General features: G+C 51.6%; 19 protein-coding genes and 1 pseudogene. 13 read left to right on the forward strand and 7 right to left on the reverse strand.

What is annotated here, in order from left to right:
• Positions 1 to 57: 57 nt before the first annotated feature.
• From H581_RS33785 to H581_RS33795, 7 genes are all read left to right on the forward strand, one after another.
• Positions 58 to 1365, forward strand: a complete 1308-nt coding sequence (locus H581_RS33785) for a phytoene desaturase family protein (protein ID WP_036718487.1) — start codon at positions 58 to 60, stop codon at positions 1363 to 1365.
• Entirely contained in the window at positions 1343 to 2206 is an 864-nt protein-coding gene (gene sigJ / locus H581_RS0111450) for an RNA polymerase sigma factor SigJ (RefSeq protein WP_028610106.1), read from the forward strand. The genes H581_RS33785 and sigJ overlap by 23 nt, the downstream gene beginning before the upstream one ends.
• Before the next feature lie 113 nt (positions 2207 to 2319).
• Positions 2320 to 3180, forward strand: coding sequence for an SDR family NAD(P)-dependent oxidoreductase (locus tag H581_RS0111455; RefSeq protein WP_028610107.1), 861 nt, complete (start codon positions 2320 to 2322; stop codon positions 3178 to 3180).
• Positions 3167 to 4702, forward strand: coding sequence for an AMP-binding protein (locus tag H581_RS0111460; RefSeq protein WP_211231464.1), 1536 nt, complete (start codon positions 3167 to 3169; stop codon positions 4700 to 4702). Before H581_RS0111455 ends, H581_RS0111460 begins: the two co-directional genes overlap by 14 nt.
• A 161-nt stretch (positions 4703 to 4863) precedes the next feature.
• A complete protein-coding gene (locus H581_RS33790) occupies positions 4864 to 5895 on the forward strand; it encodes an acyltransferase family protein (protein ID WP_051250694.1) in 1032 nt (343 codons plus the stop codon).
• A 522-nt stretch (positions 5896 to 6417) separates the two neighbouring features.
• Entirely contained in the window at positions 6418 to 6732 is a 315-nt protein-coding gene (locus tag H581_RS0111480) for a DUF1806 family protein (protein WP_245600026.1), read from the forward strand.
• The gene (locus tag H581_RS33795; RefSeq protein ID WP_036718491.1) at positions 6729 to 7442 is read left to right on the forward strand and encodes a PIG-L family deacetylase; all 714 of its coding nucleotides are present in this window, start codon (positions 6729 to 6731) and stop codon (positions 7440 to 7442) included. Before H581_RS0111480 ends, H581_RS33795 begins: the two co-directional genes overlap by 4 nt.
• Positions 7443 to 7455: 13 nt before the next feature.
• Here the strand turns inward: H581_RS33795 and H581_RS0111490 are convergent, their stop codons facing one another.
• The 4 genes from H581_RS0111490 to H581_RS0111505 form a co-directional block, all read right to left on the reverse strand.
• Positions 7456 to 8619: an acyl-CoA dehydrogenase family protein gene (locus tag H581_RS0111490; RefSeq protein WP_028610110.1), complete on the reverse strand. Its 1164-nt coding sequence runs from the start codon at positions 8617 to 8619 to the stop codon at positions 7456 to 7458.
• An 84-nt stretch (positions 8620 to 8703) separates the two neighbouring features.
• On the reverse strand, positions 8704 to 10398 hold the full coding sequence (locus tag H581_RS0111495; protein ID WP_028610111.1) for a M3 family oligoendopeptidase: 1695 nt from the start codon (positions 10396 to 10398) through the stop codon (positions 8704 to 8706).
• A 169-nt stretch (positions 10399 to 10567) separates the two neighbouring features.
• Entirely contained in the window at positions 10568 to 11554 is a 987-nt protein-coding gene (locus tag H581_RS0111500; protein WP_028610112.1) for a glycoside hydrolase family 43 protein, read from the reverse strand.
• A gap of 149 nt (positions 11555 to 11703) precedes the next feature.
• Entirely contained in the window at positions 11704 to 12285 is a 582-nt protein-coding gene (locus tag H581_RS0111505; protein ID WP_028610113.1) for an NAD(P)H-dependent oxidoreductase, read from the reverse strand.
• A gap of 130 nt (positions 12286 to 12415) precedes the next feature.
• On the opposite strand from H581_RS0111505, the gene H581_RS0111510 reads away from it, so the two are divergent.
• Positions 12416 to 13435, forward strand: a complete 1020-nt coding sequence (locus H581_RS0111510) for an AraC family transcriptional regulator (protein ID WP_028610114.1) — start codon at positions 12416 to 12418, stop codon at positions 13433 to 13435.
• A gap of 119 nt (positions 13436 to 13554) precedes the next feature.
• On the opposite strand, the gene H581_RS0111515 is transcribed toward H581_RS0111510, so the two are convergent.
• Positions 13555 to 14853: an MFS transporter gene (locus H581_RS0111515; protein ID WP_028610115.1), complete on the reverse strand. Its 1299-nt coding sequence runs from the start codon at positions 14851 to 14853 to the stop codon at positions 13555 to 13557.
• A gap of 339 nt (positions 14854 to 15192) precedes the next feature.
• Between H581_RS0111515 and H581_RS0111520 the strand changes: the two genes are divergently transcribed.
• The 3 genes from H581_RS0111520 to H581_RS0111535 all read left to right on the forward strand — a co-directional run bounded on the left by H581_RS0111520 (position 15193) and on the right by H581_RS0111535 (position 18003).
• Positions 15193 to 16737 (forward strand): sodium-dependent transporter, encoded by a 1545-nt coding sequence (locus tag H581_RS0111520; protein WP_028610116.1) that lies wholly within the window; start codon positions 15193 to 15195, stop codon positions 16735 to 16737.
• Positions 16734 to 16838: a MetS family NSS transporter small subunit gene (locus tag H581_RS37875; protein ID WP_156889565.1), complete on the forward strand. Its 105-nt coding sequence runs from the start codon at positions 16734 to 16736 to the stop codon at positions 16836 to 16838. Before H581_RS0111520 ends, H581_RS37875 begins: the two co-directional genes overlap by 4 nt.
• Positions 16839 to 17211: 373 nt before the next feature.
• Positions 17212 to 18003 carry a Nif3-like dinuclear metal center hexameric protein gene (locus H581_RS0111535; RefSeq protein WP_028610117.1) on the forward strand — a complete coding sequence of 264 codons (792 nt, stop codon included), beginning with the start codon at positions 17212 to 17214 and terminating at the stop codon, positions 18001 to 18003.
• Between the two features lie 53 nt (positions 18004 to 18056).
• Here the strand turns inward: H581_RS0111535 and H581_RS38910 are convergent.
• Positions 18057 to 18146 (reverse strand): annotated as a pseudogene (locus H581_RS38910) (glycerophosphoryl diester phosphodiesterase); the annotation flags it as partial.
• A gap of 249 nt (positions 18147 to 18395) precedes the next feature.
• On the opposite strand from H581_RS38910, the gene H581_RS33800 reads away from it, so the two are divergent.
• Both H581_RS33800 and H581_RS37880 read left to right on the forward strand, forming a co-directional pair.
• Positions 18396 to 19118, forward strand: coding sequence for an isochorismatase family protein (locus H581_RS33800; protein ID WP_169507496.1), 723 nt, complete (start codon positions 18396 to 18398; stop codon positions 19116 to 19118).
• Between the two features lie 202 nt (positions 19119 to 19320).
• Positions 19321 to 19479, forward strand: coding sequence for a hypothetical protein (locus H581_RS37880; protein WP_156889566.1), 159 nt, complete (start codon positions 19321 to 19323; stop codon positions 19477 to 19479).
• A gap of 136 nt (positions 19480 to 19615) precedes the next feature.
• Here H581_RS37880 and H581_RS0111555 read toward each other — a convergent pair whose 3' ends face one another.
• Positions 19616 to 20878: an acyltransferase gene (locus H581_RS0111555; protein WP_051250698.1), complete on the reverse strand. Its 1263-nt coding sequence runs from the start codon at positions 20876 to 20878 to the stop codon at positions 19616 to 19618.
• Between the last annotated feature and the right edge of the window lie 74 nt (positions 20879 to 20952).

Here is a 20952-nt window from a genome sequence, read left to right on the forward strand (position 1 = left end):
ACACTTTGCCTCCCTTGCCCGTCATACCGGTAACAAACTCGAAAGGGATGATCCAACATGCAACAGCTGCAGTATGACGTGGCAATCGTAGGCGGGGGAATCGCGGGGTTGACGGCGGCGGTCTATGCCGCAAAGGCGGGGAAGAAAACGATCGTTATCGAACGGGCGGAACGGTTGGGCGGCAGGGCCATTTCCAACAAGAAGAAGGGCGCCTACTTTAATCTTGGCGGGCATGCCTTATATCATGGGGACGCATATGCCACGTTCCGTGGATTGGGGCTTAGCCTGCAAGGAAATAAACCGTCGATCGACGGGTACGGGATATGGAAAGGGAAGCTGCATACAATGCCGATGGGCGTGTCCTCCTTGTTGACCACCCCGCTCCTGTCTTGGAGGGGAAAGACGGAGCTGGCGTCTTGGCTCGCGAAATTGGGAAAGCTGGATACCCGCCGCTATGACCGCGTCAGCCTCCGGGAGTGGATCGAAGGAAACGTGCGCGATCCGATGACACGGCATTTATTTTATGCGCTGCTGCGTACGGCAAGTTACGTGGCGGCGCCGGATCTGCAGGCGGCCGGCCCTGTTTTGAAGCAGCTTCAAAATTCCTTGCAAGGCGTGCTGTATCTGGATCGCGGCTGGGGCGCGACGGTCGATGAATTAGGGATGAAAGCATCGGATCTCGGCGTGCGGTTTCTAACGAAAAGCAAGGCCGCCTCCGTCGATCACGGCGAAGGTGCCGTACGGCATGTCCAGTGCGAAGACGGAACGAGGATCGAGGCGGCAAACATCGTCCTCGCAGTTCCACCCGCGGCCGCCTGTCAATTGGTCCCGCATGCGGAAGCCACCGCTCTTCATGCCTGGAAAGAACAAGCGATCGAAATTACGTCCGCTTGCCTGGACGTGGCATTGCGGCGCCTGCCGAAGCCGAAGCAGCAGTTCGTGTACGGCATCGATCAAACGGTCTTCCTCTCGAACCAGTCGCGCGCGGCTTATTTAAGCGACGACGGCGCGCAGGTCGTATCCTTGATCAAGTATCAAGGAAAGGAGACCGATCCGGAACAAGATCTGCGGGAGCTGGAACAAGCCTTGGATCTGATCCAGCCGGGCTGGAGGGACGAATTGATCGTCAGCCAATACTTGCCGAAGATCACGGTTTGCCATGATTTCATGCATTTGAAACGCCAAGAGAACCCGGGACCCGCCGTCCCGGAAATCAAGGGGCTGTATGTGGCGGGCGATTGGGCATCGCACGGCGAAATGCTGGTTGACGCCTCGACGGCAAGCGCCAAGAGAGCCGTTCGGCATATGCTCTCCCTTGAGGACAAGGAGAGAAATCCATTCGATGAGCTTAGAAGCATTATATAAAATCTATAGAGCTCCGCTTATTTCTTTGGCTTACCGGATGCTTGGAAGCGTCATGGACGCGGAAGACATCGTGCAGGAAGCCTTCCTGAGCTACAACCAATTGCAAGGAGCCGGCGCCGTTCAAAACGAAAGAGCGTATCTGTACAAAATCGTGACGAACCGCTGTCTCGACCTGCTGCGTTCCTCGGCCCAAAAAAGGGAATTGTACGTCGGGCCTTGGCTTCCGGAGCCGTTGATCGAATACGGGGCGCCGGAAGCCGATCCCTCGGAAGCTTACTTGCGGCGGGAGTCGATCTCGACGGCTTATCTGCTGCTCCTGCAGCAGCTGGGGGCGGTGGAAAGAGCAGTCTTTCTGCTTCGCGAGCTATTTCACTATCCGTTCGACGAGATTGCCGTAATGGTCGGGAAAAGCAGCGCGAATTGCCGCCAAATTTTCCGCAGAGCCAAAAAAAGCATTCATTTCGATCCCGAACAAAATCCGCCGGTCCCCGTCGCCGAGGAGAAGGTGAAGGATTTCGTGAACGCCCTCCTGCAGGGGAATACGAACCGGCTGCTTGAGCTGGTGGGCGAGAACGCGGTTTTCTATTCGGACGGCGGCGGCAAGGTGCGCGCGGCGCAAATTCCCGTTGCCGGGTTCAATCAGGTTATTCATCTGCTTTTCAATTTGCTTAAGATGTATGAAGGAAAATACACGTACGCTTACCTTAACGTGAATGGAGCGCCGGGGCTTCGCATCGTCATGGATGACGGCATTCAATACGTCTATTCTTTTGCTTATAAAAACAATAAAATCGAATCGATCTACGCCGTAGCCAATCCGGATAAGCTGAGACATTTGTAGAAAGGGCGGCTGCGGGAAGATGAAAGCAGCCGATCCGGCTGCTTTTTTTTGCTTGTGTCCCGCGGCTAATTCGAGGACAATAGAGGCAAACCCTACCGTAAAGGATTATGCCGATGCGCAAGCCTAGTTTGTTGGAAAGACTGCTATATCCGCCGGATCGCATGGAAGAGAAGAAGCTTGCCCGCGTTCTGCAAGGGAAGACGGTCGTCATAACGGGCGCGAGCTCCGGGATCGGAGAACGGCTGGCATACCTGCTCGGCCGTCTGCCGGTTCACCTGATCCTGGCAGCCCGAAGAGAGGAAAGGCTTCGCGCCATAAAACGGGAAATCGAGGAAGGGGCTGCACAGGTAAGCGTCTTTAGGGCGGACCTTCGAAAGGAGGACGAGCTGGAGTCGTTTTTAGCCTTTCTGCATCAATTGCCAGGCGGGGTTGACGTGGTTGTCAGCAACGCCGGCCTATCTATCAGACGATCGATGGAAGATTCCTTGGACCGCTACCACGATTTTACCCGGACGATGGCGATCAATTATTTTGCGCCCGTCCGGTTGCTGTTGTCCGTCATTCCGCTGCTGAGACAAAAACAGGGACAGATGATCAACGTTTCGACGATCAACACGTCGTTAATCCCATTCCCTTACTTTGCCGCCTATCAGGCTTCGAAGTCGGCTTTCGATACCTGGCTCCGGTCCTCGGCGCCCGAACTGCATGCAATGGGAATCGCAACGACGTCGATCTATCTGCCGTTAGTAAGGACGCCGATGATCCTGCCGACGGCGGCCTATCGGAACAGGCCAGCCATGAGCGCGGACCATGCGGCGCGAATCATCGCCAAGTCCATGTATACGAAACGGAAAAGAGTCATGCCGTGGTGGCTGCTATTCGGACAACTGGCTTCCTTGCTGTTCAGAGGTCCGTGGGAAGCGGCAATGTTGGGCAGGCTGCGGAATAGGAGGAATGACGGTGGGGATTCTTAAACTGTTTGGCGTGCTCCGCCGAATCGGCATGCTTTCTCCGGCCGGTTTGTACGGAATAGTCTCCGCCATCCGTCATTATGGCGTCAACGTCATGGCGCTGCTAAAAATCGCAGAGAGCCAATTTGGCGGGATGACCGCGTTGACGGATGACAGGGAAACGCTGACCTACCGGCAATTATCGTCCCAATCGGAACGGCTTGCCGAGCTTTTGATGCAGCATTACAATGTCGGGAGCGGTCGAAAAGTCGGGCTGATGTGCGGAAACCATGCCTCTTTGGTGAAAGCCCTTTTTGCCGCATCCATGACGGGATCGGATATTTGTTTGCTGAGCGCCGAGATGAGCGCGGCCCAGTTCGGACAATTGACGGACGCCTATGATTTTGACTTGCTTGTATACGATGCGGAGCTAGCTTCTATGATAGAGCAATCGTCGTATTCGAAAGATAAGGTATTGAGCTACCATGACCGCTTGCCCGCTATTAATAACATGCTTCGCGCATCCGGGTACGCCGGGCGGAAACGGCGGAGAACGTCGTCCGGCAAAATCATGCTGCTGACGGGCGGTACCACGGGCAAAGCTAAACAAGCCGCGCATAAACCGTCGCTGTTCCATTACTTGCAGCCTTTCTCGACGTTGCTTGCGAAGCTGAATTTGTTGCGGCACAAGACGGCTTACATCGCTACGCCTATTTATCACGGCTACGGGGTCGCGATCCTATTCTTATTCGTCGCATTGGGGAAGAAGGTCGTCCTCACGAGCGGCTTCGATGCCGGGAAGGCATGCGCTCTCATCCGGCGGCATCAGGTTAAAGTCGTTACCGTCGTACCGTTGATGATTCATAAAATGCTGAGGCATAATGCCGGGGATTTGAAGTCGCTTGCTTGCGTCGCCTCAGGGGGCGCGGAGCTTAATCCGAAGCTGGCGGCCGAGGTATTGGGCAAGTTAGGAGACGTATTGTACAATCTGTACGGAACGTCCGAAGCGGGTTTGAATATCATCGCGACGCCGCAAGATTTAACGCATGCCGCTAACACGATCGGCAAAAAAATAAAAGGCGTCCGGTTAAACGTACTGGATGCCCGCGGGAAAAGGGTTGGAGCGGGAGAGATCGGCCAATTTTGCATCAAAAACAAGTGGTCGACGCAGAGCGGCGGCAGCGCTTGGATCGAGACGGGCGATTTAGGCTACCGGGACCGGCGCGGGTATTATTTTCTGTGCGGGAGAGCGGACGACCGGATCGTGTCGGCCGGCGAGAACGTTTATCCGATCGAACTCGAACAAATCCTGATCCGCCACCCATCGGTAGAAGACGTCGCCGTGAAAGGCGTCCGCGACGAATTATTCGGACAGAGGCTGAAAGCGTACGTTCAAACGGCCGAGCATGCCGACCTGACCGAGGAAGCGCTTATGGAGTGGCTGCGGACGAGGGCCGCAAGATACCAGATGCCCAAGGAAATCGTATTCGTTCGGCATATTCCCTATACCCATTTGGGGAAGCAGGACAAGAAGAAGCTCAACTAGGTCGCGGCTGAATATATTATTCAGCAATCAATGGCGCGAAATGAACGGCGGCTTGTCAAAAAATAAGCAAAACTTAAGCTTTACTTAAAAACCTCTTTACAGTTAACAGTTATCTTTAATCAAGAAGATGACTTGTAACCTGAAGGAGGTTGTTTGTTGTGATGAAGCCGAATTACAGCGGTCTCGACTGGTTGAAATTTATGGCGGCTCTGTTGGTTGTCGCCAATCATACGGGTCCGCTGCAAAGTATCAATCCTTATGCTGATTTTCTGATAAGCGGCGTCCTCACCCGGATAGCCGTTCCCGTGTTTTTCATGACCTCCGGGTTCTTTTTTTTCCGCAAGCTGACCGGCGACCCTGCAGCCGACCCGCAAGCCCTGCATGGCTATGCCAAAAAAGTAGGCAAGCTATACGTCATTGCTATTTTATTGTATATTCCGCTAAACCTGTATACGGGTTATTTTACAACGGATTTCTCCGTTTATTCCTTTATGAAAGACATCGTGTTCGACGGCACCGTCTATCATTTGTGGTACTTGCCGGCCATGTTGACCGGTCTATATATGACTTATTTCTTGTATAAGAGAATGCCGATGAAAGCGATGCTGGCAGCAGCATGCAGCTTGTATGCCATCGGATTGCTTGGCGGAAGCTATTACGGATTCATGGAGGGAAACAAAGGTCTGACGCAAATCTATGACGGAATGTTCAACCTGTTCGATTACACGCGCAACGGCTTATTTTATGCTCCCGTATTTCTTGCTTTGGGCGCTTGGGCGTCTAAGCAGCCGAAACGGGAGAGGAGCGCGGCCGCGCAGGCCGGCTTGTTCGCCGCATCGCTAATCCTGATGTTCGCCGAGGGCATCCTCCTGAATGCGGCGGATATTCCAAGGCATGACGGGATGTATATTTTTGCGATTCCCGCCGCTTATTATTTGTTCCAATGGGCGCTGCACTGGAGGGGCAAGTCGGGCAAAGCGTTCAGAGACTGGCGGGTTTGGATTTATATTTTGCATCCCTACGCCATCGTCCTTGTTCGCGGAGCGTCGGAGGCCGTACATCTGGAGCATTTGTTTATTGCGAATCGTTTGCTTCATTTTCTCGCGGTATGTCTATTGTCGATCATAATAGCCTCAGCTGCCGTAAAGCTTGAGCATATGCGCCGCCCTCGTCCGTCTCATGTAGATGCTTAAAGGAAATGAACAAAAATAGAAAATTTTCAGAGCTCTCATCGTGTTTTTACCCCATTAAAGCCGACTTGATACGTAACCCGTATCCAAAAGCCGCTTCATGACGAAGCGGCTTTTAAATATTCGACTTTATAAAATTATTTTATATTCGTTGATTTGTGCTTTAAGGAATCAAGCACTTGAAGAAGCGGAGATTTTGTTACCGGAACAGGGCGGGATTCCAACAGCTCGAGTTCATTATATGAGCTTTCAATGAGTTCGCCGTGCAAACGCACGTTCGTCTTTATTTTCCTTGATTTCTTCTTCATTCTGGGTAATGAGGCCTCCTTGAAAAATTTGGATATTAGAATGTATGTATGTGCGACCCGTATTGCCCGTGTATTCGTCTATTTAGCATTGATATTCAAAACATCATAAACAAAATAGATCGTAAAACCGGTATCCAAGAGTTGGATTTTATTAAAAGTTTTTTTGTGATACGATAATCCGGTAAGCAACGAAAATATGTTAAGAAAAGAGAATTCAATGATGAACAAAATCATGAAGCCTCATGTGGAGGCAGAGCTGCGGTCTTTCGTTGGAACGGATGTCTATATTCACAGCGAGGCGACATCGTTTGTGTTTGTCCGCAATTTCAAGATTCACGTTACTCATGCTTATATCGCGGGGGATGGCCCGTTCCGCGCTGCTCTCCGATTCGATGGGCATGGCTGGCTGCGGATGGAAGCTCTCACCCACTACGAGATCGCCGGGGACGGCCGCTTGCTGCTGGCCGGCTATGACGACAGAGGGCGGATGAATGCGGCGCTTCACATCGGAAAGGAGCCGTTTCCGGAATGAACAAACCAGTCGATAACGCTCCAAAACGTAAGCTTCTGGCCGTATTTGCCCATCCTGACGACGAGTCGTTTATTTGCGGCGGAACGCTTGCCAAATACGCCGGCGAAGGCGTCGAAATTACGCTGGTGAGCGCCACACGCGGCGAAATGGGACGCCGGATGGGCAATCCGCCTTACCTTAACCGGGAAACAATGGCGGCTGCACGCGAGATCGAGCTGCGGGAAGCCTGCGCAAGCCTGGGCATCCGGCACCTTCTCTTTCTGGATATCCGCGACAAGACGGTTGAATTTACCGATCCCGGCGGCTTGGCGGGACGGATTGAAGATTTGATCCGAGAAGTCGATCCTGATGTCGTGCTTACTTTTCACGAGACGCTGGGCGGACACCCGGATCATTGCGCAATCGGGAAAGCGGCGACGGAAGCTTTCCGGCGAATGGGACATCGAGGCTCGTTATATTTCATTTCTTTCGGGAACGCGATGGAACGGCCCGAGCGTTTCGGATATTCCCGGAAAGACGTGGTCAAGATCGACGTTCGCGGCTATTTGAAGGAGAAGCTTGCCGCGTTCCGGGCCCACCGCTGCCAGACCGAAATCGACGAGTGGGTATGGCTGCCCGACCGGGAGGCGCTCTCCCGATTCGGCGGATATGAATATTTTCTGAAGGGGAATCGGGAGGTTCCGCCGCGCGTTCCGCATGATTTGTTTTAAATTTTCCCCGGAATCACAGCGTTTCGTCTAAAGCGGCTGAGGCCAAGTTATGGAGCACCGAGCTATCCATCGGCGGATTATGAAGGCCGGCGCGAACATCGCGGTAGTACCGTTCCAGGGGGAGCTTTCGCGACAAGCTCGAACCGCCGACGATGCGCATCGCCAGGTCCACGATTTTGACGGCGTTATTGGTGACCGTATACTTGGCCAGACCGAGCTCCGATTTCATTGCGGCCGAAGGCCGTTCTTCCTTCTGCCGGTCCCAGCGGTCCGCTGCCGCGTACAGAAGAACGCGCGCGGTCCGCAGCAGGGCTTCCATTTCTCCGATCGTCTGCCGGACGGAGGGAAGATCGGCGATCGGTCCGGCTAAATGGTTGGGTTGATAAGAGCGGGCGAAAGCAAGAGCGAAATCCCTTGCAGCCATGGCAATGCCCATGTAACAAGCCGGAATATGCAGAAGCCAGCCCCCGCCGTCATCCGCGCCTTGTCCGGTCAGCCGCATGTCTTCCTCCACAAACACATCGTCCAGTATGACATCGTGGCTTCCAGTCGCGCGCATCCCGAGCGTATCCCAGGTTTCCGCAAGGCTCACCCGATCCGTTCGTGTGATCAGAAAGTCGGCCGTGCAGTCCTCGCCCTGGATATAGGCCGTAACGACAAAACGGTCGAGAATCGGTGACAGCGTGCTGAACGTTTTGCGTCCCGTAATCCGCCACCCGCCTGGTACCGGTATAGCCTTCGTTTCGGGCTTACCTCCCCTGCTGGGGCTGCCGGAGGCTGCTTCGCTGGCAAAGGTATTGATCATCGTTCCGTCTGACACAACAGAACGGCACAAATCAGCCCATATGCGCGGCGGCCATTTCCCGGTTGTCCCGATGTGAAGGACCTGGCCGAGATGCCAGCCTACGGCGAGTGCCGTCGAGCCGTCCCCGTAAGCGAGACGTTCCTGCAGCAACACAAGCTCGTAGAGCGAGATGCCGTCCCCGCCGAACGGCTTCGGCACCGTCAGCTTTAAGTAACCGGCCTCGCGAAGATCGGCGAAATTGTCAAAGGGAAAGGATCCTTCCCGGTCGTGCGCGGCGGCACGCTCCGCGAAACGGGCAGCAAGCTCCTCCGCCATGCCTGCCCGTACCCTCTCTTCTTCATTGCGAATATATTGATCGATATATCGATTCATCCTGATTCACTCCTTTCCTTCGCATTATAGCAAAAGGCCGCCAAACATAAGGTGTCCCTAATGTTTGGCGGTCTTCGCCGCGTCTTACAGCGCTTTGTCGTTAATCCCGTTCAGCCAGTCCTCAATGTCTCCGATGACGGAGCCGATGGAATGATCCTCGAATGGCGAGGTCAGACCGGCAAGCTCGACCAGCTTAAGGAAGGATTGGCTTCCGCCCGCTTGGCATAGCCGCAAATAATCGCTCCATGCGGATTTGAAATCTTCATTCGAACGTTTCCAGAATTGGAAGGCGCAGATCTGGGCCAGCGTATAGTCGATGTAATAGAACGGGGAGCGGAATATGTGGGCTTGCTTTTGCCAGAATCCGCCCTGTTCCAGGTAAGCGTTGCCGTCGTAATTACGGTGAGGCAAATATTTGTTCTCGATCTCCCGCCATGAACGCTTGCGCTCGGCAGGCGTTGCCTCCGGGTTGTCGTACACATAGTGCTGGAATTCATCGACGGCGACTCCGTAAGGAATAAACTGCAGGCCGTCCGCCAAATGGTTGTAACGGTACTTGGCGGCATCCTCCTCGAAGAACAGCTCCATCCACGGCCAGCAAATAAATTCCATGCTCATCGAATGAATTTCGCAAGCCTCATAGGTAGGGAATGCATATTCCGGCACTTCAATATTGCGGCTCTGGAATACCTGGAAGGCATGGCCTACCTCATGGGTCAGAACATCGATATCCCCGGAGGTTCCGTTGAAATTGGAGAAAATAAACGGAGCCTTGTACTTGCTGATATACGTACAGTATCCGCCGCCTTGCTTGCCTTGCTTGCTGACCAGATCCATGAGACCGTTATTCCGCATAAAGGAGAAGAATTCATCCGTTTCAGGCGAAAGCTCCTTGTACATCTTCGCCCCGTTCGCCACGATCCAGTCGGGATCGCCTTTGGGAGCGGCGTTGCCGGTCTCGAAGTTGAAATTCTCGTCGTAGTATTTCAATTCATCCAGACCCAGCCTGTCGGCCTGCCGCTTCCGCAGCAGGAGGGCTGCCGGGACAATATGCTCCAGCACTTGCTTGCGGAAATTGGCCACCATATCGGCATTGTAGTCCGTGCGCATCATCCGGTCATAGCCGAGTTCAACAAAGCTGTCGTAGCCCAGCTTCTTCGCTATGCGGACGCGCACCTTGACGAGATCGTCAAATATACGGTCAAATGCAGGCTCGTGTTCGGACATAAAGCCGTATCTGGCTTCGGAAGCCCGTTTACGCATATCGCGGTCGGTCGACAGTTCAAACGGCGCGAGCTGAGGCAATGTGCGTTCTTCGCCTTCAAACTGGATTTTAGCGGATGCGATAAGCTGGGAATATTCCGTTGAAAGCTTGTTTTCCAACTGTAAATCTTCGATGATTTCGGGACTAAACGTACGAAGCGAGATTTCGGCAAGCTGGAGCAGCTGCGAACCCCATTCCTTCTCGAATTCGGCTCTGAACTTGGAATGGACAAGGGCTTTATAATAATCGGTTATGTATTCCTGTAGAATCGGCCCCGTCTCATCCATGAACTCCTGCTCGGCTTTATAAAATTCATCCTTCGTATTGATGGAATGCCGGATGCTCACCAGGGTTTCCATCGTATCAAATTCGCTTCGAAGCTTGTTAATGGCAGTGACGGAAGCTTTTTGCTGCTCTAACGTTGCGCCGTTGTTCAGTTCCCCCAGCAGTCTGGTGAACTCCTGCTTGAATTTGTCTACATCGGGACGTTCATAGCGGTACTCTTCAAATTTCATTATGGATCAGCATCCTTTCGGTCATCTAACCTCTATTATATAATCTGGAAATTATTTTACCATGAAATACTTTCAGATGCGGTGTGAATCCCAGGGGAAGCAAATAAAGAAGGCCGATCCGGGGGGATCGGCTTCCTGTCATTTACGCATATGCTATGCTTTGCGAAGTTTATTTGTTCCCGTAAGGGTGTATCGTTTGAATCGTACCGTCGTCGTTATACGCGAGCTCGGTAAACTTCACGCAGCGTTTATTGTCGGCTCCGCCCGATAGGCTGCTGTCATGATAAAATAAATACCATTTATCATTGAACTGAACGATGGAATGATGGGTCGTCCAGCCGATAACGGGCGTGAGGATCGTGCCTTTGAAGACAAACGGCCCTTTCGGATCTTTGCTCGTCGCGTAAACGATGCGGTGCGTCGAGCCCGTAGAGTAGGAAAGGTAATATTCATCCTTATACTTATGCACCCATGGACCTTCAAAATATCTTCGATCCTCATCGCCTGCGAGAATGGGATTGCCGTCCTCATCCACGATGGATATTTCTTGAGGCGATTGCTTGAACGTGAGCATATCCCCGCTTAATTCGGCAACTCTCGGTCCTAGTGCCGGAGCCGACTCGGCCGGTCCTTCCGCATCCGGAACGAAAGCGCCGGTCTGCCATTTCTCCAGCTGGCCGCCCCATAGTCCACCGAAATACATATACGCTTTATCGTCTTCATCGACCAGAACGGCAGGATCGATACTGAAGCTGCCGGGTATGTAATCCGGCTGAGGCGTGAACGGACCGGAAGGAGACGGGCTAGAAGCGACGCCGATTCTAAAAATGCCGGCCTTGTCCCGGGCGGGAAAAAATAAATAATAGGTATTGTTCTTATAAGCCGCGTCGGGCGCCCATAGCTGCTGCTTGGCCCAAGGGATATCTCTCACGTGAAGGGCTTCGCCATGGTCGATGCAAGGCGCGTTAACATCCTCCAAGGAAAGGACGTGATAATCCTCCATATCGTATTGGTCGCCGTTGTCGTTCGATTGCTTCTCATGGTCGAGATCATGGGAAGGATAAATATACAGCTTGCCTTCAAATACGTGAGCAGACGGATCAGCGGTATAAATATGGGTGACCAATGGCTCGTTCGGTTGCGCGGGCTTTGTCATGATTCATCCTCCAATGGGTTAATGTAATGATGCCGTATCCTGTATTTTATCAAATTGCAGGCGAAAAAGAAGCCTTACAAACTTTAGCTTTTAATTAAAAAATTATACGTAAAACCCGATTGAAATTTCAATCGGGTTCGCTGCACGCATTAAGCAAGCTTCGTGCCCAGCCGCTTTATTTTGTCCAGCCACTTGGCGCGCTGCTCCGCCGAGGACGGCTTAACCGGACTGATCTCGGTAACGCGAACGGGCGTGATACCACAAAACTGCAAGATGTTCCGCTTCATCACATGATGACCGGCATGCCGGTAGATCCAACGGTTATACCAGGCGGGCGTATCCATCGTGACGATCAAATGCGCGGTTTTGCCGGTTAAGAGCTTATCCCAGAGGACCGAATTCTCCCTGTACTTGAAGGCGAAGCCGGGCAAAAAAACGCGGTCGATAAAGCCCTTTAGAATCGCCGGCATTGCCCCCCACCACGTAGGATAGACGAACACGAGATGATCGGCCCACCGGATCAGCTCCTGCGCTTCTTTTAAATCCTCCTCAAGCTCTGTGCGCTTGCGGTATCCAAACTTCAAATTCGGGTCAAAGACGATTTGGCTTAAATCGATCTCGCGTATTTCCGCAGAACGGCTCGCGGCTCCTTCTATATATGAGCGGCATAGGGCGGAGCAGAAGCTTTGCGGATCGGGATGCCCGTTAATAATGACGATTTTAGATTTCATCTGACCATTCCTCTCGTGTAATATGATAGGGGAACAATTAACTACATACAGCATAAAACTTTTAACCGGCGGGAGATATGATCTAAAGCGCATTAATCCTGTTGGATCGCGCAATTGGAGGGGAGATCGTATGAATAGTCAGGGAATTGCCATTTCCTTGGTTTATCCGATCATGAAGGCAATCGTTCATAAGGGCTTGGATTGGAATGAGTTTTGCCGGTTTTCTTCGTTTGACGGAAGTCTGCTGCAGGATGTGGAGGTCCGAATCGCCGAAGAGGAACTGGAACGGCTCATGAATACGGCAGCTTTATTCACGAGGGACGATCATTTCGGCTTGCGCCAGGGTCATTTAACGGACGTGGTGGATTTGGGTATTCTGGGTTACGTGATGATGCATTCCGGGAAGGTTGCCGACGCGCTGGAGGCCTACCAACGATATAACACCATCCTGTGCAGCGGATTTAATTTGGAGTGGGAGGTTCGGGGCGAAGGCGTGCTGCTCCGTTTGTTTCTGCAAAGCCGGGCCGGACGGATGTCGCGGCACTGCATGGAGGATATGGCGAGCTCGTTGTATCAATTGATCGGCAAAATGAGCAGCAAGCGCATTCCGCTTCATGAGATTCAGTTCACGCATGATGCGCCGGATGATACCGTTCCCTACTTGAACGTATTTGGGAGAGTACCGGCATTCAGCGGTACGGACAATTATTTACTTATGAGCAAAGAAGTGCTCGATTATCCTATTTTATATTCCGACTCGAAGCTGCTTGAACTTTTTGCATCGATCGCAGAGGAAACGAGGGATAAGCTGACCAATGGAAGGGTGTTCTCCGATCGGGTATTTCATTGGATGCTGAAATGCATGCCGGTTTATTTTCCAACCCTGCAGCAGACGGCGGAATCGTTCCGGATGAGCACGAGAACCTTGCAGAACAAGTTGAAGGAAGAGAACACCTCGTATAATGATGTTGCCGCCGGCGTCCGAAAGGGATTGGCGGTCGGTTATTTACACAAACGGGAGTATTCGGTCGCAGAGATTGCGTATTTGCTGCATTATTCGGAACCGAGCGCTTTTCAGAGCGCATTCAAAAAGTGGACGGGGCTAACGCCGGGTCAATATCGGACGAATGGGGATACTATTAGCGAATGAGCTATATTAAGCGGAAAATGAGTAAATGAGTCTGCCATGTGAGTTGTCACGTTTTTTGAAGCACAATGCTGCGCTTGAACGACATCAAGGGCTGCCGAAATGGCAGCCCTTGATGTCGTTCAGTTAACCTGCCGCGGCGGTTTGATCATAAAGAAAACTAATCCGAGCGTAAGGAACGACAACGACGATACGGTGATAAATACGATGCGGTCCGATTTATCCATCATCCAGCCGAATAACGGAGGACCGGCTGCAACGCCCAAAAATCGCAAGCTATTGTACAGGGAGGTGATCATTCCGCGTTCGCTTTTTTGAACGGCGCCGGTTATGATCGTATTCAGGCAGGGCAGAAGCAGTCCGGTGCCTATGCTGCTTACCGTCAGCAGGCCGATAAACAAATATATATTTTTGAAGAAAAAAATCGTTGCGGCAAGCGATATCGACATGGCAATCAATCCGATATTCATCAACCACCGCATGAGACGCCCGTTTTTCTTAATGAGGCTTCCCGTCGTATAGGAAGTGATGACCATGCCGAGCAGCGGAATGGCTAGTACCAATGCTTTCATGACGCCGTCGATATTGTAAGGCGGCTTCTCTAAAATGTTCGATAAATAAAAAAGCACGCCGAACAAAATAAAAAGTCCCAAAGAGCCTGCAAAAAACGACGTGATGAGCCAGCTGCCCTTTTCTTTGAACAGCTCTTTTATTTTGCCGATATACTGCTTCAATTCCTGCTTCTTATTACGCTTCGGCTCTTTGATCAGAAAAAGCACGGCCAGAAGCGATAAAGCGCAAAATACCGGAAAAGCGAAAAAGGAAGCATACCATACAATTAAGGCGAGCAAGGAGCCGATAATCGGGCTCAGCACCTTCCCCGTCCCGTTCGACGCTTCGGTCAGCCCGAGAGCCTTGCTTTCCGTTCCGCCCTCGTACATATCGCCGACCAGCGCCATGGCGACGGGGGCCGTTCCGGCAGCCGCAAGACCTTGAATCGCTCTGGCGATAATAATGATCGAGTAAGAGTTCCAAATGGCGCCAAAGCCTGCTAAGATCCCGCCGCCTCCATAAATAACCAGTGCCGGAATGATAATGACCTTACGTCCGAAGCGGTCCGACAAATATCCGATGATCGGAATAAAGATCCCGGCGACTAGGGAGAAGATGGTGATCACGAGACTGCTTTGAAATTTGCTGATTCCAAGTTCCCTTTGCATTTCGGGAAGTACGGGCACAAGCATGGAATTGCCGAATACGAGCACCATCGGGATAGTAGCCAGCGCCGCAAACTCCCAAATCCTTCCTTTAGAGCCGCCGCTGCTTTTCTTGGATTCTTTACCTTTGGATTCGTTGAATGAAGAGAACGTCATGTCGCTCTCGAACGATATGTTCAGCTTGCGTGATTTGGTCTTCTCCATAGGTATGCGCTCGCTCCTCTTGCTTGGAGTATGCCATAAAGATCAAGTTCAGATGCATCCGCCCATACACCACCTAAATTATTTGCAATCTATAAGGTAAGTATGCGCGCGGCATGCATTTGACCAATTCTGACATGAACGCAGACAAGCGCCTTCTGCTTGAGAGTTTTTTACCGGGGACCGAGGATATTTTTTTCAAACATGGGAAAAATTCAATTGAACTATATACAGCTTAGTCTCCTGAATTAATTTCATATTGACCTTGATAACAAATAAAATATTATGTGATAATAGGTTGTAAAGCGCTTTCATGATTAACAGAAAGGAGAATGTGGCTGAATGGAACAACGAGAACAGTGGGGCAGCAGGGTAGGTTTCATATTGGCTGCAGTCGGTTCGGCTGTAGGTTTGGGTAACATCTGGAGGTTCCCGTACGTCGTATACGAGAATGGCGGGGGAGCATTTCTAATCCCTTACTTCTTCGCATTATTAACGGCAGGAATTCCAATCCTTCTGCTGGAGTTCGGAGTCGGACGGAAAGGCAGAGGGTCCGCCCCATTATCGCTGAGCCGGTTATCCCGTAAGTTCGAATGGCTCGGCTGGTGGCAGGTACTGATTTGTTTCGTCATCACAACCTACTATGTTGCGGTTATTGCGTGGGCGATCAGTTACTTCTTCTTCTCGTTCAACTTGAGTTGGGGAGAAGATACGAAAGCATTTTTATTCGGTACATATCTGGGCACTCCCGTTGATGCCGTAACGGAGTCGGGTTGGAATTTAGGTGGTTTGCAGTGGCACATTCTGATTCCTTTAATCGCGGTTTGGGCAGGAGCCTATTTTATATTGTATCGCGGCGTAAAGAAGGGCATTGAAAAAATAAGCAAAATTTTCATGCCGATCCTGTTTGTCGTCATGATCTTGATTGTCATCCGTGCAGTAACGCTGCCGGGGGCAGCCGTTGGTTTAGATCACCTGCTCACACCTGATTTCGGCAAAATATTGCCAGGCTTCCTCGGCGGTACGAATCCGGAATGGCACAGCGTATGGATGGCAGCGTATGGGCAAATATTTTTCAGCCTTTCGATCGCGTTTGCTATAATGATTACCTATAGCAGTTATCTCAACAAGAAACAGGACATAAACAATAGCGGCTTTATTATGGCTTTCAGTAATTGCGGTTTCGAATTTCTTGCCGCGATCGGAGTATTCGCCGCGATCGGCTTCATGGCCGTATCCACAGGCAGCGAGGTGAAAGACGTGGCTGCCTCGGGCGTCGGACTTGCTTTTGTTGTATTTCCGAAAATCATTAACGCATTCCCCGCTCTAAACGGAACGTTCGGAGCGCTCTTTTTCTTGTCGCTAGTCATTGCCGGTTTCTCATCGTTGATCTCTATCGTTGAAGTATTGATAGCAGCCTTGATGGACAAATTCCGCTTAAGCCGAAGAACGGCCGTGAATTGGGTGGTCGGCATTTGCGCGCTGGCAAGTCTCGTTTATACAACCGGCGCCGGTATCGTGCTGCTTGATATTGTAGACCATTTTATTAATAACTTCGGTATCGTTATTGCCGGCCTGTTCGAAGTGATCCTTATCGGCTGGTTCACTAACATAACACGCATCCGGGAAGAGAACAATCTGGTGTCCGACTTCCGTGTGGGCGCCTGGTGGAACATCATGATTATCGGCGTGACTCCGCTCATATTGCTTTTCATGACTTTTAAAAACTTCCAGTTGGAATTCTCGAAAGCATACGAGGGATACCCCTTTCATGCACTGCTTATATTTGGATGGATGATGGTTGGCGCGACATTGTTGATCGCGTTTCCCCTGGCATACGTGTTTAAATGGAAAACAGATAACAAACAGGAGGGAGTCCGGGAATGAGCGGAGCGGCGATCGGCATGTTACTGTTCGGGGCAGTTTTGTTATGGGGCGGACTCGCTCTAACGATTGCAATAGCCATTAAGAAAAGTAAAAAGGTGTAACTCGCCAATAGGCAATAAATGTCCGGCATCGCTTCGATGCCGGACTTTTTTCGACTATTCTGCTCTCGATTTTCAATGCTTCGGTCATCGCGAAGATTCGGGGTATTTTTAAATAAATCATGGATTCCTCTTATATGATCAACCTTTTTCAATAGCTAATTGAAAACAGAGCAAAAACATAATGATTGATTTCAGGAGGGGTAAGCATGTTAAAATGGAAGCGTTCTCTAACGAGCTTCAACAAAATAAATCCGGAAGAAGCGTATGAGCAGCTGGCAACGGCAGCAAAGGCTTACGAAAAATAAGGATAACGGAAAACCCGGGATAACACCTGTTTCGGGCATTGCGTTATCCCATAGAGCGGGAGGAGATTTTGACGATACGTATTAGTGATGTTATATCCAAAATAATGGAGCCCGTCGGCCCCTTGGCGCATACGGTTGACGGCTTGGAGGCCGGTGAGCCCGATTCCGAGGTCAGGGGCATCGTAACGACATTTATGGCGACGCAAGAGGTGATTGAACAAGCGGTCGCAGCGGGGGCGAATCTGATCATCTCGCATGAAGCGAGCTTCTATTGTCATCAGAACCCGATCATAAGCGATCATGACCCCGTATATGCGGAAAAGCTAAAGCTTATCACCGAATCGGGCATTGCGATCTACAGATGCCACGATTACGTGCACCGCTATAACCCCGACGGCATTACGGCAGGCTTGCTTCGTGCATTAGGCTGGGATTCGGTGGTTGACGAGCATAAGCCGGCGGCGGCGATTGTGACGATTCCGGCGATGACCGTTCGGGAAACGGCTGAGTACGTGAAGGGGAAGCTGGGCATTTCTTATGTCCGGACTGTCGGCGATCTATCCGCGGTTTGCACGCGAATCGGGCTGTCGGTCGGCTACCGGGGAGGCGGCGCTTTGTCAATCCCGCTCTTCGAGCAAGAAAAGCTGGACTTGATCATCACAGGCGAGGGACCGGAATGGGAGACGCCGGAATATGTGCGCGACGCTGCGCATCAAGGGAAAAAGAAAGCGTTGATTCTGCTGGGCCACGCGCAGAGCGAAGAGCCCGGCATGAAGGCGCTGGCCGCCCGTCTGGAAGGCGATTTCCCGGATATCCGAGTGCGCTTTATCTCGGGGAAGCATTCCTTCCAGATCATTTGACGATGCAAAGAAGCAATGAAACAACCATCACTACTTATTGATAGAGTGGAGCGAATGCGGTCAATCCGGTTCGTCCATATCCCGCCGGTGAAGCCTGAGGGCAGCCGGTTGATGTCCTCCGGGGCGTCAAATCCGCTGGAAAAGAGCGGGCTATTATTGATATACATGAAAGCCATAAGTACGGCCAGAAAGAGAACGATTTTGCTTCTAAGGATCTTCTTCGGCTTATTCATCCGCGATTCCCTCCCATACTACATTCAACTGCTGCCGCAAATACCCATGAAGGCGCTATCATTCAAATAATGGAACGGCACATTCAAAACCGCGCATTTACAGCCTTTTTGGCGTCGATTACGATAAAGCTGTTACTAATCGATTCGGAGGGATGCGAAATGTCAAAGTTGAGTTGGTACGACTTTATGACCGAGCAGGACAAGGAGCATGATGCGCTGCTTGGCAAAAAGGAGCTTGCCGGATTCGGTGAGACGCCCGCACTAGTGCTGATCGACATTTACTACAGCGTGCTTGGCTTCGAACGGCTGCCGATTATGGAATCCGTCCAAACCTGGCCGATGAGTACGGGCCTTGAAGGTTGGGAAGCGGTAGACCATACGGTCCAACTGCTGGCTTCGGCGCGCAAGAACGGTATCCCCGTCATCCATGTGAAGGGGCTGCACACCGGCGTTAACAGCTGGTCGCGCGGAGGCAAGAAGCGGCGCGATATGTCTAAGCTGATCGAAGAAGACATCCTTAGAGGCAGGGAAATTATTGACGAGGTTAAGCCGCTGCCGGGCGAACTTGTCATCGAGAAGGCGGCTGCGAGCGCATTTCACGGTACCCCCTTGTTATTCCAGCTCGTCAGCCTCGGCATCGATACGGTAATCGCCTGCGGCGAGACAACGAGCGGCTGCGTGCGCGCATCCGTTGTGGACGGCGCAACCTACCGGTTCAAGATGGGTGTCGTGCAGGAATGCGTATTCGACCGCACACAGGCGTCCCACTACATGAATTTGTATGATATGCATCAGAAGTATGCCGACGTTATTGATTTGAGTTATGCTAGCCAATACTTTGATTCGGTAGGAAGCCTGAACAAACAGACCGTGTCCGCCTAAATTTGGGAATGAGCTTAAGAAAGGAGTGTGTTTACTGCCTTCGTAGGCAGCTAGCACACTCCTCTCCTCATCTCATGGCGGATTGGGAAGAGAGGCATCCGGTCAGGCTGGAGGGGTATTCTTGCAGGACTGGTATTTTTGACGTACATTTACACATACAATGACGGGCATACTAGTGCAGCGCCAGAAAGGAGTGTTGAAATTGGATCGAGCGAAAGACATCGCAAGCGAACGCCCGCTTTCCGACAAGTCGGAGATTGAACAAGCAAACATTCGCATGGATCGTGAATTTTACGGAGATACGGACATCGAGCATCCGGAAGAAACGACGGTTCCGTTCGTTAACCGCAATCAGAGCTGATTCCTGACTAGGCATACATAGTCGGGATGAAATAGTTGAGTGAAGAGCTGCCGTGTGGCAGCCCTTTTATTTTAATTTTGTCCTCTTAGATGAATAGCTATTTGCATTATAACGCACCGGGAAGCTGAAGCGACTGCTAGCCTGTCTGTTCTCGGACGGGACGTTCCGCCGCTGACCGGTCTGCATAAGTCGCCTTTGGCTTTCGGCGGCCCGTCGGCCCGACCAGCCATCGCCCGAACGGCAGCTTTTCCAGCAGACTGGCCAAACCGATCGCGCCTGCCGCAACCAAGATAAACGTAATCAATGCCGCCGGCAGATGAGACCCGCTGAGCTGCATGGGCCGCGTTACCACGCTCACAAGCATTAGCACAAACGCGTGGGCCAGAAATCCGCCGAACGAATGCTTTCCGATAAACCGCAGGATGCGGTAAAGCGTGCCTTTCCGTTTCTGCAATATCAGCGCGAACCCGTACAGGAGAAGCAGCTCGGAGACGATGATCAAGAAAGTGGAAGGCTTCAAATAGCTGGAAACCTGTAAATTCATTCGCTCCGCCGAGAAGCGCAGAACATCGTAACCGAGCCAAATATACGCCCCGATGAACACGAACATCGTCCACCCCATCGCATCAGCCGCAAACGTCCGAAACCTGGCCAGGCCGAAGGCGCATACGCTGCCTATCAGGAAGTAGAATACGTACATGACAAAATAATAAGAGCGGTACGCGATCAGCCCCGCCCAAATACCGCCCATGGAAGCGGCCCAGCCTGGCATTCTGTAATAGGACAGCCACAATAACCCGCCGTACATTAGGCCGAGCCCCACGGTCGCCCACGCAACCCGGTTGAATAATTTCCCTTCCGGCTGGAGGTGCAGACGCTCCCGGAACAACGCGACCGCCTTGGAAAACAGCGGGAATAACAAGTAAAACTGAAAAATCATGAGGATAAACCACAGATGGTAGCCGTAGGTCGGCCTTACCAGCTGCAAGAAGATACCCGGCCACGCCGAAGGCTGCATCAACTTGGAGCCGTTAATCCCTTCCACCGCAACCCAGTAAATAATCGTCCAGCATAGAAAAGGAACAAAAATATCACCGAACCTTCTTCGAATAAACGAACGGTAGTTCAGCTTCCCGCTGTAATTGTAAAATAGGATGAGACCGGACAGGAACACGAACGCCGGCGTGCCAAACCGGGTGAAATGATACAGCATCGCCAGCATGACCGAGTCTGCCGGCATGATGTCCGGCCGATAAATATACTCCGCTATGCAGTGCTGAAGCGTCACCGCTAAGAAAGCAAACGCGCGAAGAAGCGTTACTTCTTCGATCCGTTCTTTTTTCTGACGAACCTCCGTCTCAGAAGCCTTCTCTTCGATTCCCGCTTGCAGATTCTTCATCGTTCACCTCCTATTCTAAGAAGCAAAAGGTATTTCAGATTATAGCGGACAAACATTAGAGGAAGATGAATAAG

It is taken from the genome of Paenibacillus harenae DSM 16969, from assembly GCF_000422465.1.
Taxonomy (GTDB): Bacteria; Bacillota; Bacilli; order Paenibacillales; family Paenibacillaceae; genus Pristimantibacillus; species Pristimantibacillus harenae.